The sequence below is a fragment of the Gordonia asplenii genome (genome assembly GCF_012933505.1).
Taxonomy (GTDB): Bacteria; Actinomycetota; Actinomycetes; order Mycobacteriales; family Mycobacteriaceae; genus Gordonia; species Gordonia asplenii.
Genome location: NZ_JABBNB010000017.1, coordinates 22121 through 45930, shown reverse-complemented (window position 1 = coordinate 45930; position 23810 = coordinate 22121). Strand labels below are relative to the sequence as shown.

At 65.5% G+C, this 23810-nt stretch carries 27 protein-coding genes; 17 read left to right on the top strand and 10 right to left on the bottom strand.

Translation table 11 applies throughout. The features are described from left to right. Positions 1-13: 13 nt before the first annotated feature. Genes HH308_RS16620 through HH308_RS16610 form a run of 3 tightly spaced genes read right to left on the bottom strand, consistent with a single transcriptional unit; the run spans position 14 to position 1218 of the window. The gene (locus HH308_RS16620) at positions 14-418 is read right to left on the bottom strand and encodes a VOC family protein (protein ID WP_170195344.1); all 405 of its coding nucleotides are present in this window, start codon (positions 416-418) and stop codon (positions 14-16) included. 52 nt (positions 419-470) lie between these two features. Beyond that, positions 471-872: a helix-turn-helix transcriptional regulator gene (locus HH308_RS16615; RefSeq protein WP_170195343.1), complete on the bottom strand. Its 402-nt coding sequence runs from the start codon at positions 870-872 to the stop codon at positions 471-473. Positions 873-921: 49 nt separating this feature from the next. After that, the gene (locus HH308_RS16610) at positions 922-1218 is read right to left on the bottom strand and encodes a hypothetical protein (RefSeq protein ID WP_312870644.1); all 297 of its coding nucleotides are present in this window, start codon (positions 1216-1218) and stop codon (positions 922-924) included. 523 nt (positions 1219-1741) lie between these two features. On the opposite strand from HH308_RS16610, the gene HH308_RS16605 reads away from it, so the two are divergent. Both HH308_RS16605 and HH308_RS16600 read left to right on the top strand, forming a co-directional pair. Continuing rightward, positions 1742-2374, top strand: coding sequence for a VOC family protein (locus HH308_RS16605; RefSeq protein ID WP_170195342.1), 633 nt, complete (start codon positions 1742-1744; stop codon positions 2372-2374). 71 nt (positions 2375-2445) lie between these two features. After that, positions 2446-2838, top strand: a complete 393-nt coding sequence (locus HH308_RS16600; RefSeq protein WP_170195341.1) for a DoxX family protein — start codon at positions 2446-2448, stop codon at positions 2836-2838. Positions 2839-2873: 35 nt separating this feature from the next. On the opposite strand, the gene HH308_RS16595 is transcribed toward HH308_RS16600, so the two are convergent. The 3 genes from HH308_RS16595 to HH308_RS16585 form a co-directional block, all read right to left on the bottom strand. Beyond that, positions 2874-4349, bottom strand: a complete 1476-nt coding sequence (locus tag HH308_RS16595) for an amino acid permease (protein WP_170195340.1) — start codon at positions 4347-4349, stop codon at positions 2874-2876. A gap of 237 nt (positions 4350-4586) precedes the next feature. Continuing rightward, entirely contained in the window at positions 4587-5471 is an 885-nt protein-coding gene (locus HH308_RS16590) for a serine/threonine-protein kinase (protein WP_170195339.1), read from the bottom strand. A gap of 124 nt (positions 5472-5595) precedes the next feature. Beyond that, entirely contained in the window at positions 5596-5979 is a 384-nt protein-coding gene (locus tag HH308_RS16585; protein ID WP_170195338.1) for a PIN domain-containing protein, read from the bottom strand. A 62-nt stretch (positions 5980-6041) separates the two neighbouring features. Between HH308_RS16585 and HH308_RS16580 the strand changes: the two genes are divergently transcribed. The 3 genes from HH308_RS16580 to HH308_RS16570 all read left to right on the top strand — a co-directional run bounded on the left by HH308_RS16580 (position 6042) and on the right by HH308_RS16570 (position 8676). After that, entirely contained in the window at positions 6042-6860 is an 819-nt protein-coding gene (locus HH308_RS16580) for an SDR family NAD(P)-dependent oxidoreductase (protein ID WP_170195337.1), read from the top strand. Positions 6861-7115: 255 nt separating this feature from the next. Then, a complete protein-coding gene (locus HH308_RS16575; protein ID WP_170195336.1) occupies positions 7116-7538 on the top strand; it encodes a YciI family protein in 423 nt (140 codons plus the stop codon). After that, positions 7531-8676: an RNA polymerase sigma factor gene (locus HH308_RS16570; RefSeq protein ID WP_170195335.1), complete on the top strand. Its 1146-nt coding sequence runs from the start codon at positions 7531-7533 to the stop codon at positions 8674-8676. The genes HH308_RS16575 and HH308_RS16570 overlap by 8 nt, the downstream gene beginning before the upstream one ends. 22 nt (positions 8677-8698) lie before the next feature. On the opposite strand, the gene HH308_RS16565 is transcribed toward HH308_RS16570, so the two are convergent. Further along, a complete protein-coding gene (locus tag HH308_RS16565) occupies positions 8699-9136 on the bottom strand; it encodes a MarR family winged helix-turn-helix transcriptional regulator (protein WP_246284659.1) in 438 nt (145 codons plus the stop codon). A 58-nt stretch (positions 9137-9194) separates the two neighbouring features. On the opposite strand from HH308_RS16565, the gene HH308_RS16560 reads away from it, so the two are divergent. Together HH308_RS16560 and hchA are read left to right on the top strand one after the other, a co-directional pair. Continuing rightward, entirely contained in the window at positions 9195-10052 is an 858-nt protein-coding gene (locus HH308_RS16560; protein ID WP_170195334.1) for an SDR family NAD(P)-dependent oxidoreductase, read from the top strand. Between the two features lies 1 nt (position 10053). After that, a complete protein-coding gene (gene hchA, locus HH308_RS16555) occupies positions 10054-10911 on the top strand; it encodes a glyoxalase III HchA (RefSeq protein ID WP_170195333.1) in 858 nt (285 codons plus the stop codon). A 4-nt stretch (positions 10912-10915) separates the two neighbouring features. On the opposite strand, the gene HH308_RS16550 is transcribed toward hchA, so the two are convergent. Next, positions 10916-11671 (bottom strand): AAA family ATPase, encoded by a 756-nt coding sequence (locus HH308_RS16550; RefSeq protein ID WP_246284658.1) that lies wholly within the window; start codon positions 11669-11671, stop codon positions 10916-10918. Positions 11672-11717: 46 nt separating this feature from the next. Between HH308_RS16550 and HH308_RS16545 the strand changes: the two genes are divergently transcribed. Continuing rightward, complete coding sequence (locus tag HH308_RS16545) at positions 11718-12323, top strand: LysE family translocator (protein WP_170195332.1); 606 nt, start codon at positions 11718-11720, stop codon at positions 12321-12323. Position 12324: 1 nt separating this feature from the next. Here HH308_RS16545 and HH308_RS16540 read toward each other — a convergent pair whose 3' ends face one another. Continuing rightward, positions 12325-12912 carry a dihydrofolate reductase family protein gene (locus HH308_RS16540; protein WP_170195331.1) on the bottom strand — a complete coding sequence of 196 codons (588 nt, stop codon included), beginning with the start codon at positions 12910-12912 and terminating at the stop codon, positions 12325-12327. 249 nt (positions 12913-13161) lie between these two features. Between HH308_RS16540 and HH308_RS16535 the strand changes: the two genes are divergently transcribed. Beyond that, on the top strand, positions 13162-14616 hold the full coding sequence (locus HH308_RS16535; RefSeq protein ID WP_170195330.1) for a catalase: 1455 nt from the start codon (positions 13162-13164) through the stop codon (positions 14614-14616). On the opposite strand, the gene HH308_RS16530 is transcribed toward HH308_RS16535, so the two are convergent. Further along, entirely contained in the window at positions 14588-15103 is a 516-nt protein-coding gene (locus HH308_RS16530) for a Fur family transcriptional regulator (RefSeq protein ID WP_170195329.1), read from the bottom strand. The genes HH308_RS16535 and HH308_RS16530 overlap by 29 nt on opposite strands. A 135-nt stretch (positions 15104-15238) precedes the next feature. Here HH308_RS16530 and nicT point away from each other — a divergent pair, with 135 nt between their 5' ends. From nicT to HH308_RS16490, 8 genes are all read left to right on the top strand, one after another. Next, on the top strand, positions 15239-16369 hold the full coding sequence (gene nicT / locus HH308_RS16525; protein ID WP_211188559.1) for a Nickel transporter NicT: 1131 nt from the start codon (positions 15239-15241) through the stop codon (positions 16367-16369). Between the two features lie 225 nt (positions 16370-16594). After that, complete coding sequence (gene hypF, locus HH308_RS16520) at positions 16595-18967, top strand: carbamoyltransferase HypF (RefSeq protein ID WP_170195327.1); 2373 nt, start codon at positions 16595-16597, stop codon at positions 18965-18967. Next, a complete protein-coding gene (locus HH308_RS16515) occupies positions 18964-19707 on the top strand; it encodes a phosphoheptose isomerase family protein (protein WP_170195326.1) in 744 nt (247 codons plus the stop codon). Before hypF ends, HH308_RS16515 begins: the two co-directional genes overlap by 4 nt. After that, the gene (locus HH308_RS16510) at positions 19704-20465 is read left to right on the top strand and encodes a D-sedoheptulose-7-phosphate isomerase (RefSeq protein ID WP_170195325.1); all 762 of its coding nucleotides are present in this window, start codon (positions 19704-19706) and stop codon (positions 20463-20465) included. Before HH308_RS16515 ends, HH308_RS16510 begins: the two co-directional genes overlap by 4 nt. Then, positions 20462-21574 carry a hydrogenase expression/formation protein HypE gene (hypE, locus tag HH308_RS16505; protein ID WP_170195324.1) on the top strand — a complete coding sequence of 371 codons (1113 nt, stop codon included), beginning with the start codon at positions 20462-20464 and terminating at the stop codon, positions 21572-21574. The genes HH308_RS16510 and hypE overlap by 4 nt, the downstream gene beginning before the upstream one ends. 29 nt (positions 21575-21603) lie before the next feature. Next, positions 21604-21876 carry a HypC/HybG/HupF family hydrogenase formation chaperone gene (locus tag HH308_RS16500; protein ID WP_170195323.1) on the top strand — a complete coding sequence of 91 codons (273 nt, stop codon included), beginning with the start codon at positions 21604-21606 and terminating at the stop codon, positions 21874-21876. A gap of 9 nt (positions 21877-21885) precedes the next feature. Further along, positions 21886-23019: a hydrogenase formation protein HypD gene (gene hypD / locus HH308_RS16495; protein WP_170195322.1), complete on the top strand. Its 1134-nt coding sequence runs from the start codon at positions 21886-21888 to the stop codon at positions 23017-23019. Continuing rightward, the gene (locus HH308_RS16490) at positions 23020-23775 is read left to right on the top strand and encodes a DUF6390 family protein (RefSeq protein ID WP_170195321.1); all 756 of its coding nucleotides are present in this window, start codon (positions 23020-23022) and stop codon (positions 23773-23775) included. The last annotated feature ends 35 nt before the right edge of the window (positions 23776-23810 follow it).

Sequence of the window (23810 nt, the reverse complement as noted above, 5' to 3'; positions counted from 1 at the left end):
GGAGATCGGCGGTTCAGGCCTGTTCGATGCGGATCAGGTTGCCCGCGGGATCGCGGACGGCGGCGTCGCGCACACCCCAGAACTGATCGGTGGGTTCTTGCAGGACCTCCGCACCCGGCGTGGCGGCGATCTTCTCGAAGGTCTCGTCGAGATCATCGGACCGGAAATGAACCGACGGCAACTCGCCCTTGGCGAGCAGGGCGGCTACGGCGTCGCCGTTCTCCTGCGAACGTCCGGCATGCGGCTGCATCAGGACCACGCCGAGGTTGGGGTGTCCCTCCGCGGTGAGGGTGATATAGCGGAAGCCGCCGTTGTTGACTTCATTGATGACGTTGAGCCCCAAGGCGTCTCGGTAGAAGCGCAGGGCGGCATCGGGATCGTCGACGAGGATGTGCGATTGGCTGAGTGAAACTGTCATGACATCGACCCTAGTGTCGTGAAGTGATGGTTGGCTTCTCGAAAACTGCTCGCTATTTCGACTTGCGCGGCCGCGTCAACGACATCACGTGGCACGCCGACAAGGTGCGCAGCTCGTCGTGCGCGCGTGACCGGTACGCCGAGGGAGTCTCGCCGACCAACTCGGTGAACTTCGTGGAGAACGACCCGAGACTGGTGCAGCCGACGGCGAAGCAAACGTCGGTCACGCTCTGATCGGTGTTGCGCAGCAACGTCTTCGCGCGTTCGACGCGTCGCGTCATGAGATACGAGTACGGCGTCTCGGAGTATGCCGCACGGAAGCGTCGCGAAAAGTGCGCGGGTGACATCAGGGCGTCGCGGGCCAGGGCGGGGACGTCGAGCGGTTCGGCATACTCGCGGTCCATCCGGTCACGCGCGCGGCGCAGTCGGCGGAGTTCGTCGAGATCAGCGGTCATCGGTCCATCCTTGCACGGTGCGATGCGGTACGGCACCGACCTTGCGGCGTCACACACGGACGTCGACCTCGAAGAGTTCGGTGCGCGCGATCACTCGATCACGTTCGTCGGACAACGCGGTGCGACGAGGGTCGGCGAGATAGCCGTCGAGCGCCGATCGGGATGCGCAACGCAAGATCTGTACTTCATGCGGGTGACCGTCGGCGCCGGTGCCGACCACACGGGAGAGCACCTCGGCGTCGTGGTCGGGGAGCAGCGCAAGGACGGTGTCCTCGTAGGCGGTGAGGGCCGCAGAGTTGCCCGGGCCGGCCCACAGCATGCAGCACAGCGTGATTTCGTTTCCCACCTGTTCGATTGAACCACCGGATATCGCGACGGCGGCGCCATTCGCTGATTGAGCCTGGCCGTCGGTGAGCCCAGGTTGAGCCCTGGCGAGCTCCGTGCTGTGCGAGCGTGGTGTCGAGTATCGCTGGCGGGGGACTGTGTCGAAGATTCGTGGATTGAGCGAGCGCAGCGAGTCGAAATCATAGTGACACAACGGATGTCGTGCGACGGCTCATCTCGCGTTCCGATCGCGGAGATCATCGCCAGTCGTGCACTGGCGGGTGCATTCGACGGTTGTGTCGACGGTGCAGTCGTGGTCAGCTGTGACTCGTCGAAATTCGTTGTGTCACAGTGGTTTCGACACGGGCCTACGCTTGCGCTCCGGCCCGGCTCAACCAGCGGAGGGGCCGGCTCGAGCGGCGGAGAGGGCGGGTGATCGGGCGAGGGGGCGGCTCAACCAGCGGAGGGGGCGGCATACTGAGGCCTGTCGGATCGAGCAGTTTTCGAGAAGCATCGTCGCGTGGACGCGATCTAACGTTGTTCGCATGACAACAATCACCGCAATCACCCTGGAAGTTTCCGACGTCGAGGCTGCTAAGAGCTTCTACGACAAGGCATTCGGTATCGCCGACCGACTACGGTTCGTCTCCTCGGATGCGCCGACGAACGGTTTTCGCGGCGTGGTCGTGTCCCTGGTCGTCGCCGAGCCTGCTGTCGTCGACTCACTGTTCGATCCGGCGGTCGCCGCCGGTGCCACGGTCGTCAAACCGGCCAAGAAGTCGTTCTGGGGCTACGGCGGAGTGCTCGTCGCACCCGACGGCACCATCTGGAAGATCGCGTCGTCGTCGAAGAAGGACACCGGCGCCCCGCTGCGCGTCATCGACGACATCGTGGTGCTGATCGGCGCCGACGACGTCGCCGTCACCAAGGGCTTCTACGTCGCGCAGGGGTTGACCGTGGCAAAGTCGTTCGGGCGCAAATACGTTGAGTTCGACGGCGGCGCAGGCGCGGTCAAGTTGGCGCTCTACGGGCGTAAGGCCGCCGCCAAAGATGCCGGAGTACCGGCGGAGGGAAGCGGCTCGCATCGCCTCGTGATCAATGGGGATACAGTCGACTTCGTCGACCCCAACGGGATCGTCTGGGCCGGGGCCAAGGACCGATCGCATATCGCGTCCTAGGGCGGTGCAGCCGCAGCCGCGGGCCGACGTAGGGTGAGTGCGTTGGTCTGTCTCACCCATGGAGGATCGTCATGCCGTCTCTGCTCGCTGTCACCGCTCGAGCACTCACCGGAATTCCGTACATCATGCTCGGCGCCGAGGCCGCCCAGACGCCAGGCAAGCGCGTCGACGTCGCCGCGCCGACCCTCGACAAGATCCGCGGCGTGGTCCCGCTGCCGGTCGACAACGAGACCGTCGTGCGCGCCAACGGTGCGGTGCAGGCTGTCGGTGGCGCGCTCATCGCGACCGGCGTCGCACCCCGCATCGGCGCGGGCGTCGTACTCGGCTCGTTGATCCCGACCACCGCGGCCGGCCACGCATTCTGGGGTGTCACCGATCCGGTCGCGCGCAAGCAGCAACAGGTCCAGTTCCTCAAAAATGTGTTGATGGCCGGTGGCCTGGTCGCGGTAGTCGCGGCCCGATGACCAGTCGCTGACCTCCGGTCGAGGTCGTTACCAGGTCATTCGGCCTTGGCGCCGGGGCCCTCCGGAATCGGTGGTTGCGGCAAGACGGGATACTCGCCGGTGTACCCCAAGCGTTCTTGAGCGATCGCGGTCACCCTCGTGCGGACCGCGTACCATCCGGCGATCAGGATCGGTACCGCTGCGACGATAGCGATGAGATTCCAGATGCTCTCGTAGCACATCAGGACCGTCACCGCGCCGAGGAAAGCCAGCGATGCATAGCTCGTCCAGGGCGACCATATTTGCCGGAATGACGGCCGGGCGACGATTCCCTTATCAGCCCACCGGTGCAGCTGGATCTGACACGCCAGAATCATCGCCCAGGTCGAGATGATGCCGAGGGCGGAAAGATCCAGAGCTATGTTGAACGCTTCCTCCGGCACGAACAGGTTGAGAATCACCCCGAGCAAGGTCAGTCCGCCGGTCAGCGCGATGCCACCGAACGGCACACCGTTGCGATTCATCTTGGCGGTGAAGGCCGGACCGCTGCCGTTCATCGCCATCGACCGCAGGGTGCGGCCGGTGGAATACAGGCCCGCGTTCAGACTCGACATGGCGGCGGTCAGCACCACGAGGTTCATGATGCCGCCGGCTGCCGGCACGCCGATGCTGGCGAAGAACGTGACGAACGGGCTCTCGCCCGCCTTGTAGGTCGTGTACGGCAGGAGCAAGGCGAGGACGATCAACGAACCGACGTAGAACAACGCGATCCGGACCATCACCGAGTTGATGGCGCGCGGCATGACCTTAGCCGGTTCGGCGGTCTCGCCGGCGGCTGTGCCAACTAATTCGACTGCGGCGTAAGCGAAGATCACACCGGAGGTCACGATGATGAGGGCCAGTGCGCCTTCGGGCATGATTCCGCCGTTGTCGGTGATCACCGAGATACCGGTCTGGTGACCGTCGATCTCGAAGCGTCCGGCCAGGAACACGATGCCGACGACAAGGAATGTCATCAGCGCCGTGACCTTGATGATCGACGCCCAGAATTCCATCTCGCCGAATAGCTTCACGGAGATGATGTTCATCGCCATCACGATGGCGAGAGCGATCAGGGCGATGGTCCACTGGGGGATCGCCTCGAACATTCCCCAGTAGTGGACGTACAGCGCGACCGCGGTGACGTCGACGATCGCGGTGGCCGCCCAGTTGAAGAAATACAGCCAGCCGGTGACGAACGCCGTTTTCTCGCCGAAGAACTCGCGCGCATAGGACACGAACGAACCCGACGACGGGCGGTGCAGTACCAGCTCGCCGAGCGCGCGCAGGATGAAGAAGACGAACACGCCGCATACGGCGTACACGATGAACAGTCCAGGTCCGGCGTCGTGCAATCGGCTACCGGCACCCATGAACAGTCCGGTGCCTATTGCGCCGCCGATGGCGATCATCTGAATCTGGCGGGGCTTGAGGCTCTTGTGATAGCCCTCGTCTTCGTGGGTCAGGGCGGAATTGTCGTACTCGACTGACATGGCGTAGTCCCCGTTCTCGGGTGGTTCTCACATCGGATGGGGGCGTATCGCTGACGAGTGCTTCGTTTGTGCAGCACCAGCGTCGACACGCGCACGTCCCGGCTCGGGATGTGCTTCACCGAGCAAAGTCGAGTCGTGTTGAGTGCATGTGTCAGAGCGTGTCCACTCGGTTACCAATCAAACGATTGTGGTTAACGAATTGGAAATGGCCTCGTCGGTGATTGAAGCGGACCCGCCTCAGCGACGCCGACTCAGCCACGAAGTGTGTGGCTTCGGGTTGGGGGCTTCGATGCCGCGCAAGGACGCCGCGACGATCTCGACGAATGCGGTGCAGGTCGGGTAGCGCTGCGCCGGATCCTTGGCGAGGGCCTTGGCGAACACTGAGTTGAGTGCTGTCGGAAGCCAATCCCGCCGCCGATCGAGTCGAGGTGGGACCGCGTTGATGTGTGCGTTGGTGATAGCGAACGGGGTGGCGCCGACGAACGGAGGCGCGCCGGTGAGGAGTTCGAAGATGGAGCACGCCAGCGCATACTGATCGGTCGCAGCTGAAAGTCGTTGGGCCGCCAGAAGTTCAGGCGACGCGTAGCTGATCGATCCGCTGACGCGTCCGTTGGCCGCCAGCGGGCGCGCGTCGTCGAGCAACTGCGCGATGCCGAAGTCGGTGAGGCTGCTCCAGAGCGGCAGCCGATCTGCGACAAGGATATTCGCCGGCTTCACGTCGCGGTGGATGACATCGCACGAGTGTGCGTAGTCCAGGGCGTCGGCGGTCTGCCGGGAGATCCGCACAACCGACTCGACGACGGGCTCGGTCCCGGCGACCGGGATCAGGTCGGCTGCCGAACCACCGTCGACGAATTGCATCAGCATCCACAACTGGTGATCGGCCAATTCGCCGTGGTCACGGGTGGCGACGATATGCGGATGCGAAAGCATTGAGGTGATACGGAATTCGTTCTCGAAGCGTTCGCGAATCGCTGGACGTCGCGCTTGGTCGGCATGCAGCACCTTCAGCGCACCTGGCAGTCCGTCCTCGTCGACGACGCGGTACACATCAGAACTGCCGCCGCGCCCGACAAGGTCGGTGACGGTGTAGCCGACGACGTGTTCCCCGATGCGGAGCATTCGTTCAGGGTAGGGCGGTCACGGCAGTTGGGCGCGGTGCGATGCGAGTTCGGTGCACTGCAGCCCCGCGCGGCGGCTCTGCGGGTGTTTCCGACCTGGTGCAACCCATAGACTCGGGCGCGCCCTAGTGCGCGAGTGGGCCGTCGAGCGACCGCGGCCCCACCGTCGTCGCACCTAATTCTTTTACGCGGGAACGCAATTCGCGATCGGCGGTCACCACGACTATCCGGCGCTCGCGGTGAGCCGCCACCACGGCGACGATCTCGTCGTCACCCGCCGCCGGGGCGTCGTGCACCGTCACCGTCGGCGTGGAGGAGACTCCTTTCGCCTGTCCCTCGACGACCATGATCACTTCGAGCGGCGGCTCGATCCCGGCGGCGCCGGTCGCCGCGACGGGACTCAATCTGTCGCGCAGTCGTTCTGCGGCCGCGCGCCGATCGCGCCACCAGCCGTCGGGTTTCGATCCGACGACGTTGGCGGCGTCGACGATCAGCAAAGGCAGCGGCATGCGTGCAACTGTACGGCGCCGTTCTCCGTGTGCGGGCAGCTCGCATCGGTTACCGTGCCGCTATGGGTGCTGTGCTGGTTACTGGAACGTCGTCGGGTATGGGTATGTTCGCAGCAGTCGAGTTCGCTCGTCGGGGTGCGAAAGTAGTTGCCACACTTCGTAATCCAGACAAGGCGGAGGCGCTGCGCGAACTGGCCTCGGGGGCGGGTGTCGCGGTGGATGTGCGTGCCCTCGACGTCACCGACGCGGAGCAGTCGCGGCAGGTGGTCGCCGACGTCGTGGCCGACTACGGCGGGATCGACGTCCTGCTCAACAACGCCGGACAGGGCATGGTCGGGACGGCGGAAGAACTGTCGATGGAGCAGATCGCCGCCCAGATCGAGGTCAACTACTACGGACCGGTGTCGTTGACCAAGTTGGTGTTGCCGCATATGCGTGCCGCCGGACGTGGGCGCATCCTCACCATCACCAGCGTCGGCGGGGCGGTGGGACAGCCGTTCGCCGACGCCTACTGCGGGGCCAAGTTCGCCGTCGAGGGCTTCATGCAGTCACTCGCGGTGGTTGCCGAGCGTTTCGGCGTGTGGGTGTCGGTCGTCGAACCCGCCGCTGTCGCAAGCAGTTTCGTCGAGAACGCGGTACGTCCACCGGAGCGGGGGCCGTATGCCGAACTACTGGGACATTATCTCTCGCGCACCGCGGGTGCGTTCGCCGCCGCGCAGACCGCGGAGTCGGCCGGTGCGGCGATCGTCGACGCCGCGACGGCTGATTCCTACCGCTTCCGGTGGCAGACATCGCAAGCGGCTCAGCAGTTCGTCGGCGTGTCGCTGGCGGACGTCGACGGTGCGCGCGTCCTGGGCTTCACGCGGGGCTGGATCGCGTAGTCGGATTCTGCGAGCGAATCTGGAGTGTAAGACCAAACCGGTTCCCTCGGCGCGACGGATGCTCCGCCAGCGTTTGCTTCGCCGAGGGGGACCGCTCTTGCGTGAGCGAGTCGCCTGCGTACTCGTACACGGGGCGCGAGGAGTGGTTCGAATATTTCTGAAACTTTCACGCCGACGTGTCGAGAACCGGCGGACGGCTCCGACCCAGTGTTGAGTACGGAGACAATGTCCGTACCGCGACGAGGAGGAAATATCATGGCGAAGTACCTGTTGCTCAAGCACTACCGCGGCGCTCCGGCTCCGGTGAACAACATTCCGATGGATCAGTGGACTCCCGAGGAGATCACCGCGCATGTCCAGTACATGCAAGATTTCGCGGACAAGCTGGAAGCGAACGGCGAATTCGTCGACGGGCAGGCGCTGGCGCCCGAAGGCGCCTGGGTCCAGTACGGCGGAGAGGGACGCCCGCCGGTCACCGATGGTCCGTTCGCGGAGACCAAGGATCTGATCGCCGGCTGGATGATCATCGACGTCGACTCGTACGACCGGGCCGTCGCACTGGCCGCAGAACTGTCGGCCGCACCCGGCGCCGGGGGAAAGCCGATCCACGAATGGCTGGAAGTGCGGCCCTTCATGACCGCGCCACCGACGACGGATGACTGCGGCTTTCATGGATGAATCACTCGTCCGGAGATTGATTCCGGAGGTGATCGGCGTCCTCGTCCGCCGCGGAGCAGACTTCGCCGCGGCCGAGGACGCCGTCCAGGAAGCGCTCATCGAGGCACTTCGAGGCTGGCCCGACGATCCGCCGCGCGAGCCTAAGGGGTGGCTGGTCTCGGTCGCGTGGCGGCGTTACGTCGACGTCATCCGGTCGGAGTCGACACGGCGTCGACGAGAAGACGCGGTGGCCGTCGAACCCGAACAGGGCCCGACGTCGGGTACCGACGACACCCTGCAGCTCTATTTTCTGTGTGCACACCCGGCGCTGTCGTCGGCGTCGGCGGTGGCCCTCACCCTACGGGCGGTCGGTGGACTGACGACCCGCCAGATCGCCGACGCCTATCTGGTGCCGGAATCGACGATGGCCCAGCGGATCAGTCGCGCGAAACGAACCGTCGCCAAGGACGGTCTGGGGCGTCCGGGCGACGTCGCGACCGTCCTGCGGGTGCTGTATCTCGTCTTCAATGAGGGGTACTCGGGCGACGTCGACCTGGTGTCGGAGGCGATCCGGCTCACCAGGCAGCTCAACGGATTGATCGACCACCCGGAAGTTTCCGGACTGCTGGCGCTGATGCTGCTGCACCATTCACGCCGGACCGCGCGGGTCGCCGACGACGGGTCGCTGGTCCCCCTGGCCGAGCAGGACCGCCGGCGCTGGGACACCGCGGCGATCGCGGAGGGCGTCGTGGTGCTGCAGGCGGCGTTGGCGCGCGATCGGCTCGGCGAGTACCAGGCGCAGGCCGCGATCGCCGCGTTGCACGCCGACGCGGCGACTGCGGCCGAGACCGACTGGGTGCAGATCGTCGAATGGTACGACGAACTGTCGGCGCTGACCGACAGCGCGGTGGTGCGGCTGAATCGCGCGGTCGCGGTCGGTGAGGCGGACGGTGCGCAGGCCGGGTTGGCGGCACTGCGCGAGCTGGACCCGGACTTGCCGCGGTTCACGGCCGTCGATGCGTATCTGCATGAACGAGCCGGCGAACTCGGCACAGCGCGCCAGTTGTACGCGGCGGCGGCGCAGCGGGCGACCAATCTGGCCGAGCGGGACCATCTGGTGAAGCAGGCGGCGCGACTGCGCGACACTAGATCTCGCTGAAGTTGTTCGGGCAGAACAGAATTCACGCGGGCCGATGCGCCAGTTGCGACAGCACGCGCACAAAAGTGGCCCGGTCGGCGTCGTCGAGGGTGGCGAAGAAGCGCTGCTCGGCGCGCAGTACCTCGTCGGACAGTTCGGCATATTTGTCGAGCCCGGCGGCAGTGGCGACCACCGTGCGAATACGGCGGTCGGTCGGGTCGGCCGCGCGCTCGACGTAGCCCGCGCTGACCAGGTCGTCGATGACGTAGGGCATCACCGTGCGGTCGATGCCGAGGTAGTCGGCGAGGCCGATCTGCGACCGGATCTGTTTGTGAATCACCGTGTGCAGCAGTTGATAGCCGCGCGCACCGCGAGGGACGTCGACGAAGACCGGGTCGACCACCGTCGAATAGTCGCGGGCGAGCATGCCGATCGACCAGCCCAGGTCGCAGGCCTCCAGCGCGGTTGTCTCGTCTTGCATTTCCCCATTGTAAGAACCGGGGCTAGCCATGTTGCGATCGATACCGTATGTTGAACATATGATTGGACAGACAAGCGAACCGGTGTGGCTGGTGACCGGGGCGTCGAAGGGGATCGGCCGCGACGTAGTGCGGGCGGCTTTGTCATCGGGCGCGAGAGTGGTTGCGGCGTCACGGGATCCGTCGTCACTGGTCGAGTGGGCGACGGCGCAGGGCTACGCGGAGCGCGTGTTGGCGGTAGCGATGGACGTCGTCGATGAAGTCAGCGTGGCGGCCGGAATCGAGGCCGCCGTGGACCGATTCGGTGCGATCGACGTCGTCGTGAACAACGCCGGCTACCTCCTCTACGGCGGTGTCGAGGAACTGTCCGCCGACGAGGTCCGCCGAAGCTTCGGCGTCAACGTGTTCGGCCTGCTGAACGTCACTCGTGCGGTGCTGCCGGTGATGCGTGGGCGGCGCAGCGGGCGGGTGATCAACATGTCGTCGATCTCGGCCGACGTCACCTCGCCGGGCACCGGCCTCTACAGCGCCACCAAGGCCGCGGTGCAAATGCTCAGCGAGGCGCTCGACGACGAGGCCCGTGACCTGGGGATCCGCTCGATCGCAGTCTGTCCCGGTGGTGTGCGCACCGACTTCCTCGACGCGTCGTCGGCGCAACGTGCGTCGACGGTGATCGACGACTACACCTCGGTGCACCGCGTCGAGCGGGCGCTGTCGGCGGGCAATCACCGTCAGGGTGGAGACCCGCAGCGGGTCGCCGAAGTGATCGTCGAGCTGGCGACGATGGACGACCCGCCGTCGCGCATCTATCTCGGCCGCGACGCACTCGCGGCCATCGAACGAACCGAACACCGGGTGCTCGCCGACGTCGAGCGGTACCGCGAACTCAGTGAAAGCATCACGCGAACAGGAGAATGAAATGACCGAAGACCGTAACCCCTCGCCCGACCCGGCAGAAGACAACGCCTACTTCCCGTCACCCTACTCGTTGAGCCAATATACTTCGGACACAACCGATTTCGATGAGCTAGCGGTTGCGACGGGCTCGTATGGCGGGGCGGGCAGAGTACTCGTCATCGCGACCGAGGAGCGCTACATGCTGATGCGCAACGGTTCGATGTTCTCCACTGGCAACCACCCGGTGGAGACACTGCTCCCGCTGCATCACATCGTCGAGGCGGGATTCGACGTGACCGTCGCGACCCTGACCGGCGCACCCGCCAAGTTCGAGTGGTGGGCCTACCCGCGCAAAGACGCGGCAGTCGCCGGTGTGTGGGACAAGCTTCGGGATGCGTTCAAGAGTCCGGTGTCGTTGCGCGACGTCGTCGCGAATGACCTCGGCCCCGACTCGCCCTACCTCGGGGTGTTCATCCCGGGCGGCCACGGCGCGATGCTCGGGATCCCGGAAAGCGTTGAAGTGCAACAGATTCTGGACTGGGCGCTGGCAGACGACAAGCTCGTCATCAGCCTCTGTCACGGGCCGGCGGCGTTCCTCGCCGCCTCGATCGGTCGCGAGGCGTCGCCGTTCGCCGGCTATCGGATCTGCGCTTTCCCCGACGCGTTGGACCTCGGTGCCAACATCGACATCGGCTACCTCCCCGGGCAGATGCCGTGGAATCTGTGTGAGGCGCTCGCCGACGCGGGAATGGTCGTGACCAACGACGGCATGAGCGGTGCCACCGAGCGCGATCGAAATGTCCTGACCGGGGACAGTCCGCTGGCGGCGAACTCGTTGGGCAAGCTGGCAGCGCAGGCCCTGCTGGAGGCTGCCCGCTGATCGTTCAAAGCAGGTGCCGCAGAAAGCGGTTCGGCTCGGCGAGGAAATCGCGGGTGATGCGGACGGGAGCGGCGGCGTCGTAGGACACCGACTCGATCTCACCGTCGTCGGCGATCTCATAGATGGTGGCGCCGGGCAGAGCGAGCAGGATCGGGGAGTGCGTGGCGATGATGAATTGGCAACCGTCGTCGGTCAATTCGGCGATCATCGCCAGCACCGTCATGCATCCGCGGGGCGAGAGGGCGGCCTCCGGCTCGTCCATCAGGTAGAGACCGCGCGGAAAGAATCGGTGCGCGATGAGGTCGATGAACGACTCGCCGTGCGAGCGCTCATGGGGTGAGACGTCGTCGTAGATCGTCAGGTCGCCGAGTGCTTCGGTTTCGGTGGCGACGTTGTAGAACGACTCCGCCCGCAGAAAGAACCGGCTGCGTGGCTTGGTGGGTCCCCAGGAGAGGTCGATGTAGTCGCTGAGCTCGGATTCAGTTGCGCGCGTAGCGAATCGATAGTGTTGGCTGCCGCCTTCGGCGTTGAGTCCGGCGGCGACGGCGAGCGCCTCGACCAGGGTGGACTTGCCGCTGCCGTTCTCGCCGATGATGAAGGTGACGCCGGCCGCAAGGCGCAGTCCCGACGCGGCGACGTGTGCGACGGCGGGAAGATCGAACGGGTAGCGGTCGTGTGGTGCGTCGCGGGAGATGCGCATTCCCGTGACGTACCGAGCGGCGTCGTGCATGGTGCTCAGGTAAACACGGGGGTCTGACATCGCGCGTGATTGGGTGCCGTGGACGCGGAGCTTCTACGATGACCGCATGATCGTTGAGTTCGCGTCGTTCCTGGTAGCGGCGGTGTTGCTGATCCTGCTACCCGGGCCCGACTCGCTGGTGGTGCTGCGCGGACTCAGCAGCGGTGGTCGCGCGGGCGGAATCCGGACGTCGGCGGGCGTGATCTGCGGTCTGCTCGTCTGGATCTTCGCCGCAGTGCTGGGACTGTCGGCGCTGCTGCAGGCCAGCGAGGTGGGGTTCGAGGTGTTGAAGATCGTCGGCGGAATCTACCTGGTGTGGATGGGCGTGCAGTCGCTGCGGGCGATGCGCCGCGACGCCGACGTCGACGTTGCGGCGTCGGGCTTCTCCAGCGGATTCGTCGCGGGCTTCCTCACCGATGTGCTCAATCCCAAGATCGGGATTCTGTTCGTGACCCTGCTACCGGGATTCGTTCCGGACGGATTTCCGGTGGCGTTGACGACGTTCGGCCTCGGCATGGCGTATCTGCTGCTTACCGTGGTGTACTTCGCGGCGTTGGTCGTCGCCGCCGGCCGGATCTCCGCGTGGATGCGCAGCCCGCGGATCCGGCGTCGAATCGACGGGATCGCCGGGCTCGCGTTGCTGGGGTTCGGGGTGCGGCTGGCTACGGAGTGAGCTACTTCGCGACCCGGTAGCGCAGGTGAGTGGCACGGCGTCCGACCACGACGTCGGGGTCGTCGAGCAGGACGTGCCCGTCGGCCAGCGCCCCGAAGTACGACTTTCCGCCGCCGAACAGGACCGGCACCAGACTGACGCACACCTCGTCGACGAGGCCGAGGTCGAGGGCCTGCTGAATGATCGTCGGGCTGGCGATGGTGACGTCGCGGTCGCCGGCGATCTCTTTGGCGCGTTCCACGGCTGAGGCGACGTCGTGGACGAATGTGGTTGTCGGCCAGGCTGTCTCGGCGTCGTCGGGCGGTCGGTGCGTCACGACCACCACCGGTGCGCCGACCGGGTGGGTGCCGCCCCAGCCGTTCGCGACGTCGAAGAGATGCCGGCCGCAGATCAGGGCTCCCACCGAGCCGGTCAGCTCGGTCAGGAACGTCGCGCTCACGTCGTCGACCCGCATCCCGATGTCGGGGTTGGCTGTCTCGACGACGTTGTCACCGGCCATGTACCAGTCGAAGAGTTCGTCGACGGCGTCGTCGGCGGTGGCGATGTAACCGTCGAGCGACATGGTCATGTGGGTGCTGACTTTGCTCATCTGGCTCTCCTCGGGAGGGTGTGGTTTCGGTAGGTAGACCCCGACCGCGACCAAAAGTCATCGGAGACCAGCAGGCACGCACGTGGCGGCCACCGCGATGATTAGCCGAGCCGATGTATGGGTACCCGGGTGGCGGTCAACTCAGATTCCGGGGCGATGAGGTCGCATCAGCCCCGAAATCGGGTTCCGAGTCAACATCTCGGGTGCAACCAAGCAACTCAACCGTCGGCGACCATCTTGGAGGGCGACATGTCAGAGAAGGAACTCAACTACACGACAACTGACTCCGGTGCGCCGGCCGGCAGCGACGAACACTCGTTGACCGTCGGGCCGGGTGGTCCGATCGTCTTGCACGACCACTACCTGATCGAGCAGATGGCGCAGTTCAACCGCGAGCGAATCCCCGAGCGGCAGCCGCACGCGAAGGGCAGTGGTGCGTTCGGCACTTTCGAGACCACCGCCGACATCTCCGAGTACACCTGTGCATCGGTGTTCGCGCCGGGAGCGAAGACCGAGATGATGGCGCGATTCTCGACGGTCGCCGGAGAGCGCGGCAGCCCCGACACCTGGCGGGACCCACGCGGTTTCGCTCTCAAGTTCTACACCGACGACGGCATCTACGACATGGTCGGCAACAACACGCCGGTCTTCTTCATCAAGGATCCGCTCAAGTTCCAGCATTTCATCCGATCGCAGAAGCGTCGCGCCGACAACAATCTGCGTGACCACGACATGCAATGGGATTTCTGGACGTTGTCACCGGAGTCGGCGCACCAGGTCACCTGGCTGATGGGCGACCGGGGTATCCCGAAGACCTGGCGGAATATGAACGGCTACAGCTCACACACGTATCTGTGGGTCAACGCCGACGGTGTGAAGCACTGGGTGAAGTACCACTTCATCACCGACCAGGGCATCGAGTTCTTCACTCAGGACGAGGCCGACGAGATGGCCGGCGCCGACAGCGACTTCCACACCCGCGATCTGTTCGATTCGATCGCGTCCGGCGACCATCCCAGTTGGACGCTCAAGGTGCAGCTCATGCCCTACGACGACGCGGCGGGGTACCGGTTCAACCCGTTCGACCTCACCAAGGTGTGGCCGCACGGCGACTACCCACTGCACGAGGTCGGGCGAATGACGTTGCATACCAACCCGACCGACAACCACGCGCAGATCGAGCAGGCGGCGTTCGAGCCGAGCAATGTGGTGCCGGGGATCGGTTTCAGCCCCGATCGGATGCTTCTGGGGCGGGTGTTCTCGTATTCGGACGCGCACCGCGCACGGCTCGGCGTCAACTACAAACAGATTCCGGTGAATGCTCCGCGCAACCCGGTGCGCAGCTACTCCAAGGACGGCGCCATGCGCATAGCTCCGGTGAGTGATCCGGTGTATGCACCGAATTCGAAGGGTGGGCCGTCGGCGTCGTATCCGGGACAGCGTGAACCACAGTGGGCCGCCGACGGTGAGATCGTCCGCAGCGCCTACGTCGACCACGCGCAGGACGACGACTGGACCCAGCCGGGCACGATGGTTCGCGACGTCCTCGACGACGCGGCGCGAACACGGTTGGTGGACAACGTCGTCGGCCACCTGCTCGACGGAGTCAGTGACCCGGTGCTCGAGCGAGCCTACGAGTACTGGCGCAACGTCGACGCCGATCTGGGTGCACGGATCAAGGACGGTGTAGCGGCGGCGAAGTAGCCGCGGACGGCGGCTGGCAGTCGGGGCATAACCCTCGCAGTGTCAGTCCGGCTCGGTCCGAGAGGGCGAACTGGCTGCCGATGCTGGCGTGGGCCAGCGCGGTGGTCAGCCGTTCGGCGGGAACCTCGATGATCCGTCCACATCGGGTGCAGACCGCGTGGTGATGCGGTTCGTGCGCCAGACCATAGGTCGTCGCCCGGTCGTCGACGCTCAAGGCGTGCAGGACGCCTAGATCGACGAGGGTCGACACGGTTCGATAGACGGTGGTCACGTCGACCTTGCGCCCGGCTTCGACGAGCTGTTGGTGGATCGCGCTGATGGTCAGATGGCCGGCGCCCGACTCGGCGCGGGCCAGCGTGGACAGGACCGCCAATCGCGGCGCGGTGCATCGTAGGCCCTGACCGTGCAGCAATGCCCGAGCCTGCGACTCGTGATCGTGGGTGCGCGGTCCGGTGTCGTCGCCGGATTTGCGTGTCCTGCGTGCCATGAGTTCCAGTCTTCTGCCGATTCGTCGCGATGCCAACTGTTCGGGTCTTGTTGCCACTAGCTTGCAACAAGACTGGCACGGGTTTACCGTCAGAAGGTTCGGTTCTATGCGCGAGTCCGGTGAGAGGACATGCCAATGACGACACCGACTGTCACCGAGAGCACGTCCCATCCGGGTTCGATCCTGCGGCGACTCACTCGCCGAGAGTTGGGACATCTCGGTGCGATGATCGGGGTGATCGTCGCCCTGCATGTGATCGGCTGGGTAACCCTGCTGGCATTCGTAGCACCGCAACACCTGAGCCTCGGCGAGAAGACTCTCGGTATCGGCGTCGGGTTGACGGCCTACACGCTGGGGCTGCGCCACGCGTTCGACGCCGACCACATTTCAGCGATCGACAACACCACCCGCAAACTCATGAATGACGGCCAACGGCCGCTCGCGGTGGGCTTCTTCTTCTCACTCGGTCATTCGACGGTGGTCTTCGCGCTGGCCTTCCTGCTGTCGATTGGGGTGAAGGCGCTCGCCGGACCGGTGGAAGACGACTCGTCGTCACTGCACCACTACACCGGCGTCATCGGTACCAGCGTCTCCGGCATTTTCCTGTACGTCATCGCGACCATCAACATCGTCATATTGGTCGGGATTCTGCGAGTCTTCCGAGACATGCGTGCCGGCAGCTACGACGAGGCTGAATTGGAGGATCAGCTCGTCAGGCGCGGGTTCCTGAATCGCTTCTTCGGCGGCATGATGAAGTCGATCACCAAGCAGTGGCAGATGTATCCGCTAGGGGTGCTGTTCGGTCTCGGCTTCGACACCGCCACCGAAGTCGCGCTGCTGGTTCTTGCGGGTACCAGCGCTGCCGCCGGGCTGCCCTGGTATGCGATCTTGTGCTTGCCGGTGTTGTTCGCCGCCGGAATGAGTCTGCTCGACACCATCGACGGTTCGTTCATGAACTTCGCATACGGGTGGGCGTTTTCCAAGCCGGTTCGCAAGGTGTACTACAACATCACGATCACTGCGCTGTCCGTCGTGGTGGCGCTGATTGTCGGCACCGTCGAACTGCTCGGTCTGTTGGCTGAACAGTTGGGTTTGACCGGCGGATTCTGGGACTGGATCGCGGGTGCGAACCTCAACATTCTGGGGTATGTCATCGTCGGACTGTTCGTTCTGACGTGGGTGGGCGCGGTGCTCATCTGGCGCTTTGCCCAGATCGAGAAGAAATGGACGACTCGCCCGAATTCCGTTCGCGCCCAATCGGACTGAAGTCGGAAGTCCGCCGCGGGAGTCGAGGTCCGGCGTCGTCGAGCGGCACGATCCCAATTGGTCGACCGCTCGTCGTGCCGCAGCTGTGGCGAAAGACGACAGAATCGCTGCGACTGCGCGCGAATAGCGTCGACAGCGCGTAGCGTCGAATAGGTAGTACCTGTGAGTGCGAGGGCGCGGCATGCGTGGCTCGCACGCAGCACCTGCAGGGCATGTGAATTCGCAATGAGCGTTCAGACCGGCCCAGTGTGCATCGGCGACGTCGTGATCGAACGTCGTCGGATCAGCGTGCGCGGCGTCGTGCAGGGGGTGGGATTCCGCCCCTTCGTGGCTCGGCTCGCGGCCGAACTACGCCTCTCCGGACACTGCGGCAACGACGATTCGCGAGTGTTCGTAGAGGTCGAAGGGCCGGCAGCGGCCGTAGCGGAATTCACGCGTCGCGTTCGTTTCGATGCACCGCCGATGTCGATGATCGTCGACCTGCGGACCGAGGTGATCCCGACTGAGTCGGATCGCGACTTTCGCATCGTCGACAGCAGGCAGGTGGCTGACGACCGTACCCTGGTTCCGGCTGATGTGGCGATCTGCGACGACTGCCTGGCCGAGTTGCGGGATCCGGCGGACCGCCGCTACCGGCACCCGTTCATCAACTGCACCAACTGCGGACCTCGACTCACCGTCATCGTCGACCTCCCCTACGACCGCCCGGTCACGACGATGGCGCCGTTCGAAATGTGCGCGCGTTGCCGCGACGAGTACAGCCGCCCGACGGACCGTCGCTACCACGCCCAGCCGATCAGCTGTCACGAGTGCGGGCCGCGGCTGAGCCTTGAAACGGCAGACGCGGCGGTCGTCGGCGACGACGACGTGATCACGAAGGTGCAACAGGCATTTCGCGACGGGCTGATCGTGGCGGTGAAAGGAATCGGCGGGTTCCACCTGGCCTGCGACGCGACGAATCCGCGCGCCGTGCGGCGGCTGCGGGAACGAAAGCGTCGACCACACAAGCCTTTTGCCGTGATGGTGCCGAATATCGCTGCCGCGCAAGAGATTTGCGCGATATCTGACCCGCAAGCCGATGTGCTGCAACAGCGGAGCCGACCGATCGTCTTGCTGGCCGCGCGCGCCGGAAGCCCGATCGCTGCCGACGTCGCGCCCGGGCTCGACGAGCTCGGCGTGATGTTGCCGTACGCGCCGCTGCATCATCTGCTGTTCGCCCCGGTTCCCGGCAGCGACGAGAAACCGCCGGCACTGCTGGTGATGACGTCGGGAAACACCAGCGGCGCACCCCTGGTGTACGACAACGCCGACGCCAGAAGCCGACTCGCCGGGATCGCCGACGTATTCCTGATGCACGACCGCACCATCGCGGTTCCCTGTGAAGACTCGGTGCTCGGCGTCGTCGACGGAACGGAGATGCCGATCCGGCGCTCACGCGGGTACGCGCCGCTGCCGGTGCTCCTGCAGTCGCCCGGCCCGGTGGTGCTGGCCGTGGGAGCCGAGGTGAAGAACACCTTCTGCCTGACCCGGCAGGACTATGCGTTCTGTTCGGCGCACCTCGGTGACATGGGCACCCTGGAGAGCCGGTCCGCATTCGAGCGGTCGGTTCGGCAACTGACCACCCTGCATCGGGCGGAGCCGGAGATCGTCGTCGCCGACGACCACCCCGGATACTCCACGCGACAATGGGCACAGCGCTACTGCGACGCCCACGATCTCGAACTGCGGACCGTTCAGCACCACCACGCGCACGTCGCCTCGTTGATGGCCGAGCACGATCGACTCGGCACACGACTGCTCGGCATCGCCTTCGACGGCACCGGATACGGCTGCGATCGCACCGTGTGGGGTGGCGAGATGCTGAGTGTCGGGCCCGATCCACTCACCGCCGAGCGGGCCGGACACCTGCGCCCGTTCCTGCTGCCCGGCGGTGACGCCGCGGTCCGCAATCCCGCGCGGGTCGCCCTCGCCCTGCTGGCCGCAGCCGGCGTCGACGATCACGACCTGCCGTGCACGCAAGCGCTGTCGGCTGACGAGTACGCCTTGGTGAAGTCTCAACTGCGCAGCGGCACAGCGTGTGTGCGCACCAGCAGCGTCGGCAGGCTCTTCGACGGCGTCGCCTCGCTGCTGGGCGTGCGGCATCGAGTCACGTACGAAGCCCAGGCTGCGATCGAGCTGGAAGCGTGCGCGCGCTCGGCGGCGCAGGTGGCCGAACTCACCGTCGGCGTCGACGGCGATCAGCTGGACTTCGCGCCGTTGCTGCGCGAGCTCGTCGTCGCGGTCCGCGACGGCGAGCCGGTCGAGCGTCTCGCGCTCGGCTTCCACCACGCGCTGGCGCTCGCGACCGCGACGCTCGCCGAACGGTCCGCACGCGAACGCGGTATCGACACCATCGGCCTCACCGGCGGCGTGTTCGGCAACCGCATCTTGACGACCTCCTTGCAGAAGATATTGCGGGACAACGGATTCGAGGTACTGACTCACAGGTTGGTGCCAGCCAACGACGGCGGACTGTCACTGGGCCAAGCGGTGCTGGGCCGTGCCCTCGCCGCCCGCGACTCGGCCGCCGGACGCGAACGGATTGGAGTGCACCCATGACCACTGCATTCACCGATGCACCGCTGATCGACGAGGCCCTCTCGGCGGACCTGGCCGCTGCCGCATTCGCACTCGCCCGTCGGTTCGACGGCGGCGCGACACTGTGGGTGATCTCGCCACAGTGGGAACCGCATGCGCACCACATCGCGGTCGAGTTCGTGCACCCGGTGATCATGGGAAAACGCGCGCTGCCGTCGGTGGCCCTCGTCGAACCCGACCCCGTCGCACAGTGCCGCGTCGCGGCCCGACCCGGTGACGTCGTCATCGCCGTGGCATCCGCGGATCAACCGCAGGTGCTCGATGCGATGCGCAGGGCACCGGCATGGGGCACCGACACCATCTGGATCGGCTCCGGCCCGCGGCCGCCCGCGGGCAGCGCCGACCACATCCTCTGGGTGCCCTCCGACGATCCGATGGTGCCCGCGACCGGGCGCTTCGTGTTGATGTATCACCTGCTCTGGGAACTGACCCACGTGTGCTTCGAACATCCGGGACTGCTCACCACGCAAGCCGCTGAGTGCACCGACGAACATTGCGTCACCTGCGGCGACGAGGGCCGCATAGCCGAGGTGATCCTCGCGCCGACGGCAGCGCTCGACGAGGCGTTGGTGCGCACGGCCGCGGGCGAGGAATACATCGATGTGACGGTCCTGGGAACCGTGGCGGTCGACGATCTCGTCGTCGTGCACGGCGGTACGGCGATAGCCAGGCTCGACGACGCGCCGGAGGGAACGCGATGACCGACAAGCAGACGACCGACACGGAGACGACCGACAAGGAGACGACCGACAAGGAGAACCCGACCGACACGGAGAACACAAACTTCCTGTACCCCTTCATCGACGCCGAGGAGACCGACGCCGTGGCGTTGCTGACGGATCTGGCGGAGTCAGCGCGCGGTAAGGCGGCGGAGAGCGCCCGGCTGCAGCGTGCTTCGCTCGACGAGTACGCCACGCAGATCGAGGCGGCGGGGCAACAGATGGCGCAGCGTTTCCTACGCGGCGGGCGGCTGTACACATTCGGCAACGGCGGTAGCTCGACGGACGCGGCGACCCTGGCGTCATTGTTCAGTCGGCCCGCACTCGGACGGCCGCTCGCCGCGTGGTCGTTGGCCGCCGACACCTCTGTCGTGACCGCGCTGGGCAACGACGTCGGATTCGAGTTGATCTTCTCCCGTCAGATCATTGCCCATTCGAAATCGGTCGACATCGCCGTCGCGCTGTCGACGTCGGGCAATTCCGACGACTTGATGACGGCGATCGTCGAGGCGAAGCGCCGCGGACTGCTCACGATCGGGTTCGCCGGACACGACGGCGGGCGGATGGCGGTCGACGAGTCCTTCGACTACTGCTTCACGGTTCGTTCGCAGAGCATCCATCGCATCCAGGAGAGTCACGCGGTGGTCGGCTACCGGCTGTGGTCGGTGGTGCAGGAACACATGGCACGACGCAGTTCGCAACCGCGGGCCGCGGCATCCGGGACAGGAGCGACACGATGACCAGTTCGGAGGCCGGCACGCGTGCGGCGACGTCGGCGGAACGGGAAGGGCGGGTGCTCGAACGCATCGACGCATTCCGCAAACGGCGCCCGCGGCTACTCGACGACGTGGTCACCATGGCCCACGGCGCGGGCGGAAAGTCGTCGGCCGCACTGGTCGACGCGGTGTTCGTGGAGGCCTTCCGCAATCCAGAGCTCGAGCAGCTGGGTGATGCCGCCGTGCTGGCACCCACAGCCGGGGAGAGGTTGGCCTTCTCCACCGACTCGTACGTCGTTCAGCCGCTGATGTTTCCGGGCGGCTCGATCGGACACCTCGCCGTCCACGGCACGGTGAACGATCTGGCCGTGACGGGGGCCAAGCCACGCTGGTTGTCCGCGGCCTTCGTCATCGAGGAGGGGTTCGACATCGGGCGGCTGCGGCGGATCGTGGAAGACATGAGCGAATCCGCCGCGATGGCGGGCGTGTGCATCGTCACCGGCGACACCAAAGTCGTCGGCAACGGAGCGGCCGACGGGCTCTACATCAACACCGCGGGCGTCGGGACGATTCCCGAAGGACGTCGGCTCGGCCCGGACAACGTTCGGGCGGGGGACCGGATACTGGTGTCGGGCACGATCGGCGAGCACGGGATGGCGGTGATGCTGGCCCGCGGCGAGCTTGCCATCGAAGCGGACATCGAATCCGATACCGCGCCGGTCAATCGCCTTGTCGACGCGATGCTTACGGCGGCGCCGTCGACGCGGTGGATGCGGGATGCGACCCGCGGCGGCGTCGGCACGGTATGCAACGAACTGGCCCACACGACCGGCCTGGCGATAGTCCTGGACGAGGAATGCCTGCCGGTGCAGCCGCAAGTGCTCGGCGCGTGCGACATGTTGGGCATCGATCCCCTCTACGTGGCGAATGAGGGGAAATTCGTCGCGGTGGTGGCGCCCGACGAGACCGACGCCGCACTCGCGGCACTGCAATCGGTTACCGGAGGTGCGCAGGCCGCGGTGATCGGCGAGGTCATGGCCGAGCCCGAGGGGATCGTCGCATTGCGTACCTCGTTCGGCGGCAGCCGAATCGTAGACATGCTCGTCGGCGATCCGCTGCCACGGATCTGCTGAGCAGACGGCACTAACGAGAGGAGACTGCGATGTGCTTGGGAATCCCGGGACGCGTCGTCGAGATCGTCGACGCCGAACAATCGCTGGCCAAGGTCGACGTGAACGGTGTTCGCCGTGTCATCAGTGTCCGACTGTTGGCGGACGAGGGCCTGGTCGTCGACGATTGGGTTCTGGTGCATGTCGGTTTCGCGATGTCGAAAATCGACGAGCGTGAGGCGCAGCTGACGCTCGATCAGGTCAAGAAGATGGGCGCCGACTACCTGAATGAGATCGACGCCTTCAATTCGTCGCAGATTGCGTGAGGCAGGACTATGAGATTCGTCGATGAGTTCCGCGACCCGGCGGCCGCCCGCGCGCTAGTCAAATCCATCACCGACCTCGCCGGCGACGACGAGTTCAAATTCATGGAGGTCTGTGGCGGGCACACGCACACGATCTACCGGCACGGCATCGAACACCTGCTCCCGCCGTCGGTGGAACTCGTGCACGGCCCGGGTTGCCCGGTGTGCGTCATCCCGATGGGCCGCGTCGACGATGCGATGTCCCTCGCCGAGCACCCCGCGGTCATTTTCACGACCTTCGGCGACATGATGCGGGTGCCCGGCTCCAAGGGAAACCTCATCGAGGCGAAGGCGCGGGGTGCCGACGTCCGGTTCGTGTACTCGCCGCTGGATGCGCTGAAGATCGCGGTGGACAATCCGAGCAAGGAAGTGGTGTTCTTCGCGGTCGGGTTCGAGACGACCGCGCCGTCGACCGCGGTGACTCTCGTGCGGGCCCGACAGCTGGGCGTCAAGAATTTCACGGTGTTCTGCAACCACGTGACCATCGTGCCGCCGATCAAAGCGATTCTTGAGTCGCCGGATCTGCGTTTGTCGGGATTCCTCGGGCCGGGACACGTTTCGACGGTGGTCGGAACCCGGCCGTACCGATTCGTTCCCAAGGTCTACGGCAAACCCTTGGTCGTCGCGGGATTCGAGCCGCTCGACATCCTGGCATCGGTGCACATGCTGCTCGAACAGCATCGAGACGGCCGATGCGAGGTCGAGAATCAGTACACCCGAGTGGTGAAAGAGGAGGGCAACGTCGCGGCGTTGAAGTTGATGGCCGAAACCTTCGAACTGCGGCCGCACTTCGAATGGCGCGGCCTCGGATTCATCTCGCAAAGCGCGTTGAAGGTGCATCGCGACTATGCCGAATTCGACGCCGAGGAGCGGTTCTCCATGCCCGGAGTGCGCGTCGCGGACCCGAAGGCCTGCCAGTGCGGCGAGGTCCTCAAGGGCGTGATCAAGCCGTGGGAATGCAAGGTTTTCGGCACCGCCTGCACTCCGGAGACTCCGATCGGCACCTGCATGGTCTCGCCCGAGGGCGCCTGCGCGGCGTACTACAACTTCGGCCGACTTCATCGCGAGACGGCATTGCTCGTCGGCCACCGCGCGGGAGGCTGAATGGCCGAACCAGGAGGCCGAGCCGGCCGCCGACTGTTCGCCCAGTACGTCTATGCGCCCAATGCGCTGGGCTACTGCGGGCCGGCTGACGCCAAGGTACTCGAATCGACGGCGTGCGGGCATGAATCGACCACCGACCTCACCGCGATCGCCCGGCGCTTCAGCGGAGCGTGGCCGTACCAGGAGTTGGTCGCACGACTCACCGGCGGAAGCGATGCGCTCGACGAGCGTGTCGTGCGGGCCTACTGGACGGGCAACGACTTGACCGAGTCGATCGATCGTGCGGAGTTCGGCGCGCGACTCCTGGATCGCTTCACTGCGCAGGCCGGTGCATATTGGAAACATCTGACGCCGGACCTGCTCAGTGAGGTGGCCCCCACCCACGCGTTTCACGTGTTCGGTGTCTACCCGTGGTCGAGGTTGCTGGACACCGGTGCACCGCAACCACTCGACGTTCTGGACTCGTGCCGGATCGGACTCGGGCGGGTCTCATCGCTGCGCGACGAGACCACCGCCGTCGTCAACGCCCGTCGCCTCGAATACGACGGACAGCTGCGGTTGGGCGCCGACGAAGAACGCGTGGTGCGTTATCGCACCGGTGAAGGCTCCTTCGTCGCGGATCTTCGGGCCGGCGATACGGTTGCGCTGCATTGGGACTTCGTCTGCGATCGGCTGGCCGCGCACCAGGCCGAGTACCTCGAGTACTGGACCGACTGGCAGTTGACGCGGACGAATATGCGGCTCGCCGGTAGGTGAGCGGGCGAGGTGCGCGTGCAAACGGGATTGCGCCG

What these genes read in the sequence shown, in the direction of transcription:
- HH308_RS16515 (WP_170195326.1), top strand. Translation starts at nt 18,964, where the DNA reads ATGACCACTGCATTCACCGATGCACCGCTGATCGACGAGGCCCTCTCG.
- HH308_RS16615 (WP_170195343.1), bottom strand. Translation starts at nt 872, where the DNA reads ATGACCGCTGATCTCGACGAACTCCGCCGACTGCGCCGCGCGCGTGAC.
- HH308_RS16510 (WP_170195325.1), top strand. Translation starts at nt 19,704, where the DNA reads ATGACCGACAAGCAGACGACCGACACGGAGACGACCGACAAGGAGACG.
- HH308_RS16565 (WP_246284659.1), bottom strand. Translation starts at nt 9,136, where the DNA reads ATGCAAGACGAGACAACCGCGCTGGAGGCCTGCGACCTGGGCTGGTCG.
- HH308_RS16530 (WP_170195329.1), bottom strand. Translation starts at nt 15,103, where the DNA reads ATGGCACGCAGGACACGCAAATCCGGCGACGACACCGGACCGCGCACC.
- HH308_RS16535 (WP_170195330.1), top strand. Translation starts at nt 13,162, where the DNA reads ATGTCAGAGAAGGAACTCAACTACACGACAACTGACTCCGGTGCGCCG.
- HH308_RS16545 (WP_170195332.1), top strand. Translation starts at nt 11,718, where the DNA reads ATGATCGTTGAGTTCGCGTCGTTCCTGGTAGCGGCGGTGTTGCTGATC.
- HH308_RS16490 (WP_170195321.1), top strand. Translation starts at nt 23,020, where the DNA reads ATGGCCGAACCAGGAGGCCGAGCCGGCCGCCGACTGTTCGCCCAGTAC.
- HH308_RS16600 (WP_170195341.1), top strand. Translation starts at nt 2,446, where the DNA reads ATGCCGTCTCTGCTCGCTGTCACCGCTCGAGCACTCACCGGAATTCCG.
- HH308_RS16590 (WP_170195339.1), bottom strand. Translation starts at nt 5,471, where the DNA reads ATGCTCCGCATCGGGGAACACGTCGTCGGCTACACCGTCACCGACCTT.
- HH308_RS16605 (WP_170195342.1), top strand. Translation starts at nt 1,742, where the DNA reads ATGACAACAATCACCGCAATCACCCTGGAAGTTTCCGACGTCGAGGCT.
- hypE (WP_170195324.1), top strand. Translation starts at nt 20,462, where the DNA reads ATGACCAGTTCGGAGGCCGGCACGCGTGCGGCGACGTCGGCGGAACGG.
- hypF (WP_170195327.1), top strand. Translation starts at nt 16,595, where the DNA reads ATGAGCGTTCAGACCGGCCCAGTGTGCATCGGCGACGTCGTGATCGAA.
- HH308_RS16595 (WP_170195340.1), bottom strand. Translation starts at nt 4,349, where the DNA reads ATGTCAGTCGAGTACGACAATTCCGCCCTGACCCACGAAGACGAGGGC.
- nicT (WP_211188559.1), top strand. Translation starts at nt 15,239, where the DNA reads ATGACGACACCGACTGTCACCGAGAGCACGTCCCATCCGGGTTCGATC.
- HH308_RS16560 (WP_170195334.1), top strand. Translation starts at nt 9,195, where the DNA reads ATGATTGGACAGACAAGCGAACCGGTGTGGCTGGTGACCGGGGCGTCG.
- HH308_RS16620 (WP_170195344.1), bottom strand. Translation starts at nt 418, where the DNA reads ATGACAGTTTCACTCAGCCAATCGCACATCCTCGTCGACGATCCCGAT.
- hypD (WP_170195322.1), top strand. Translation starts at nt 21,886, where the DNA reads ATGAGATTCGTCGATGAGTTCCGCGACCCGGCGGCCGCCCGCGCGCTA.
- HH308_RS16575 (WP_170195336.1), top strand. Translation starts at nt 7,116, where the DNA reads ATGGCGAAGTACCTGTTGCTCAAGCACTACCGCGGCGCTCCGGCTCCG.
- hchA (WP_170195333.1), top strand. Translation starts at nt 10,054, where the DNA reads ATGACCGAAGACCGTAACCCCTCGCCCGACCCGGCAGAAGACAACGCC.
- HH308_RS16550 (WP_246284658.1), bottom strand. Translation starts at nt 11,671, where the DNA reads ATGTCAGACCCCCGTGTTTACCTGAGCACCATGCACGACGCCGCTCGG.
- HH308_RS16540 (WP_170195331.1), bottom strand. Translation starts at nt 12,912, where the DNA reads ATGAGCAAAGTCAGCACCCACATGACCATGTCGCTCGACGGTTACATC.
- HH308_RS16500 (WP_170195323.1), top strand. Translation starts at nt 21,604, where the DNA reads ATGTGCTTGGGAATCCCGGGACGCGTCGTCGAGATCGTCGACGCCGAA.
- HH308_RS16570 (WP_170195335.1), top strand. Translation starts at nt 7,531, where the DNA reads ATGGATGAATCACTCGTCCGGAGATTGATTCCGGAGGTGATCGGCGTC.
- HH308_RS16580 (WP_170195337.1), top strand. Translation starts at nt 6,042, where the DNA reads ATGGGTGCTGTGCTGGTTACTGGAACGTCGTCGGGTATGGGTATGTTC.
- HH308_RS16585 (WP_170195338.1), bottom strand. Translation starts at nt 5,979, where the DNA reads ATGCCGCTGCCTTTGCTGATCGTCGACGCCGCCAACGTCGTCGGATCG.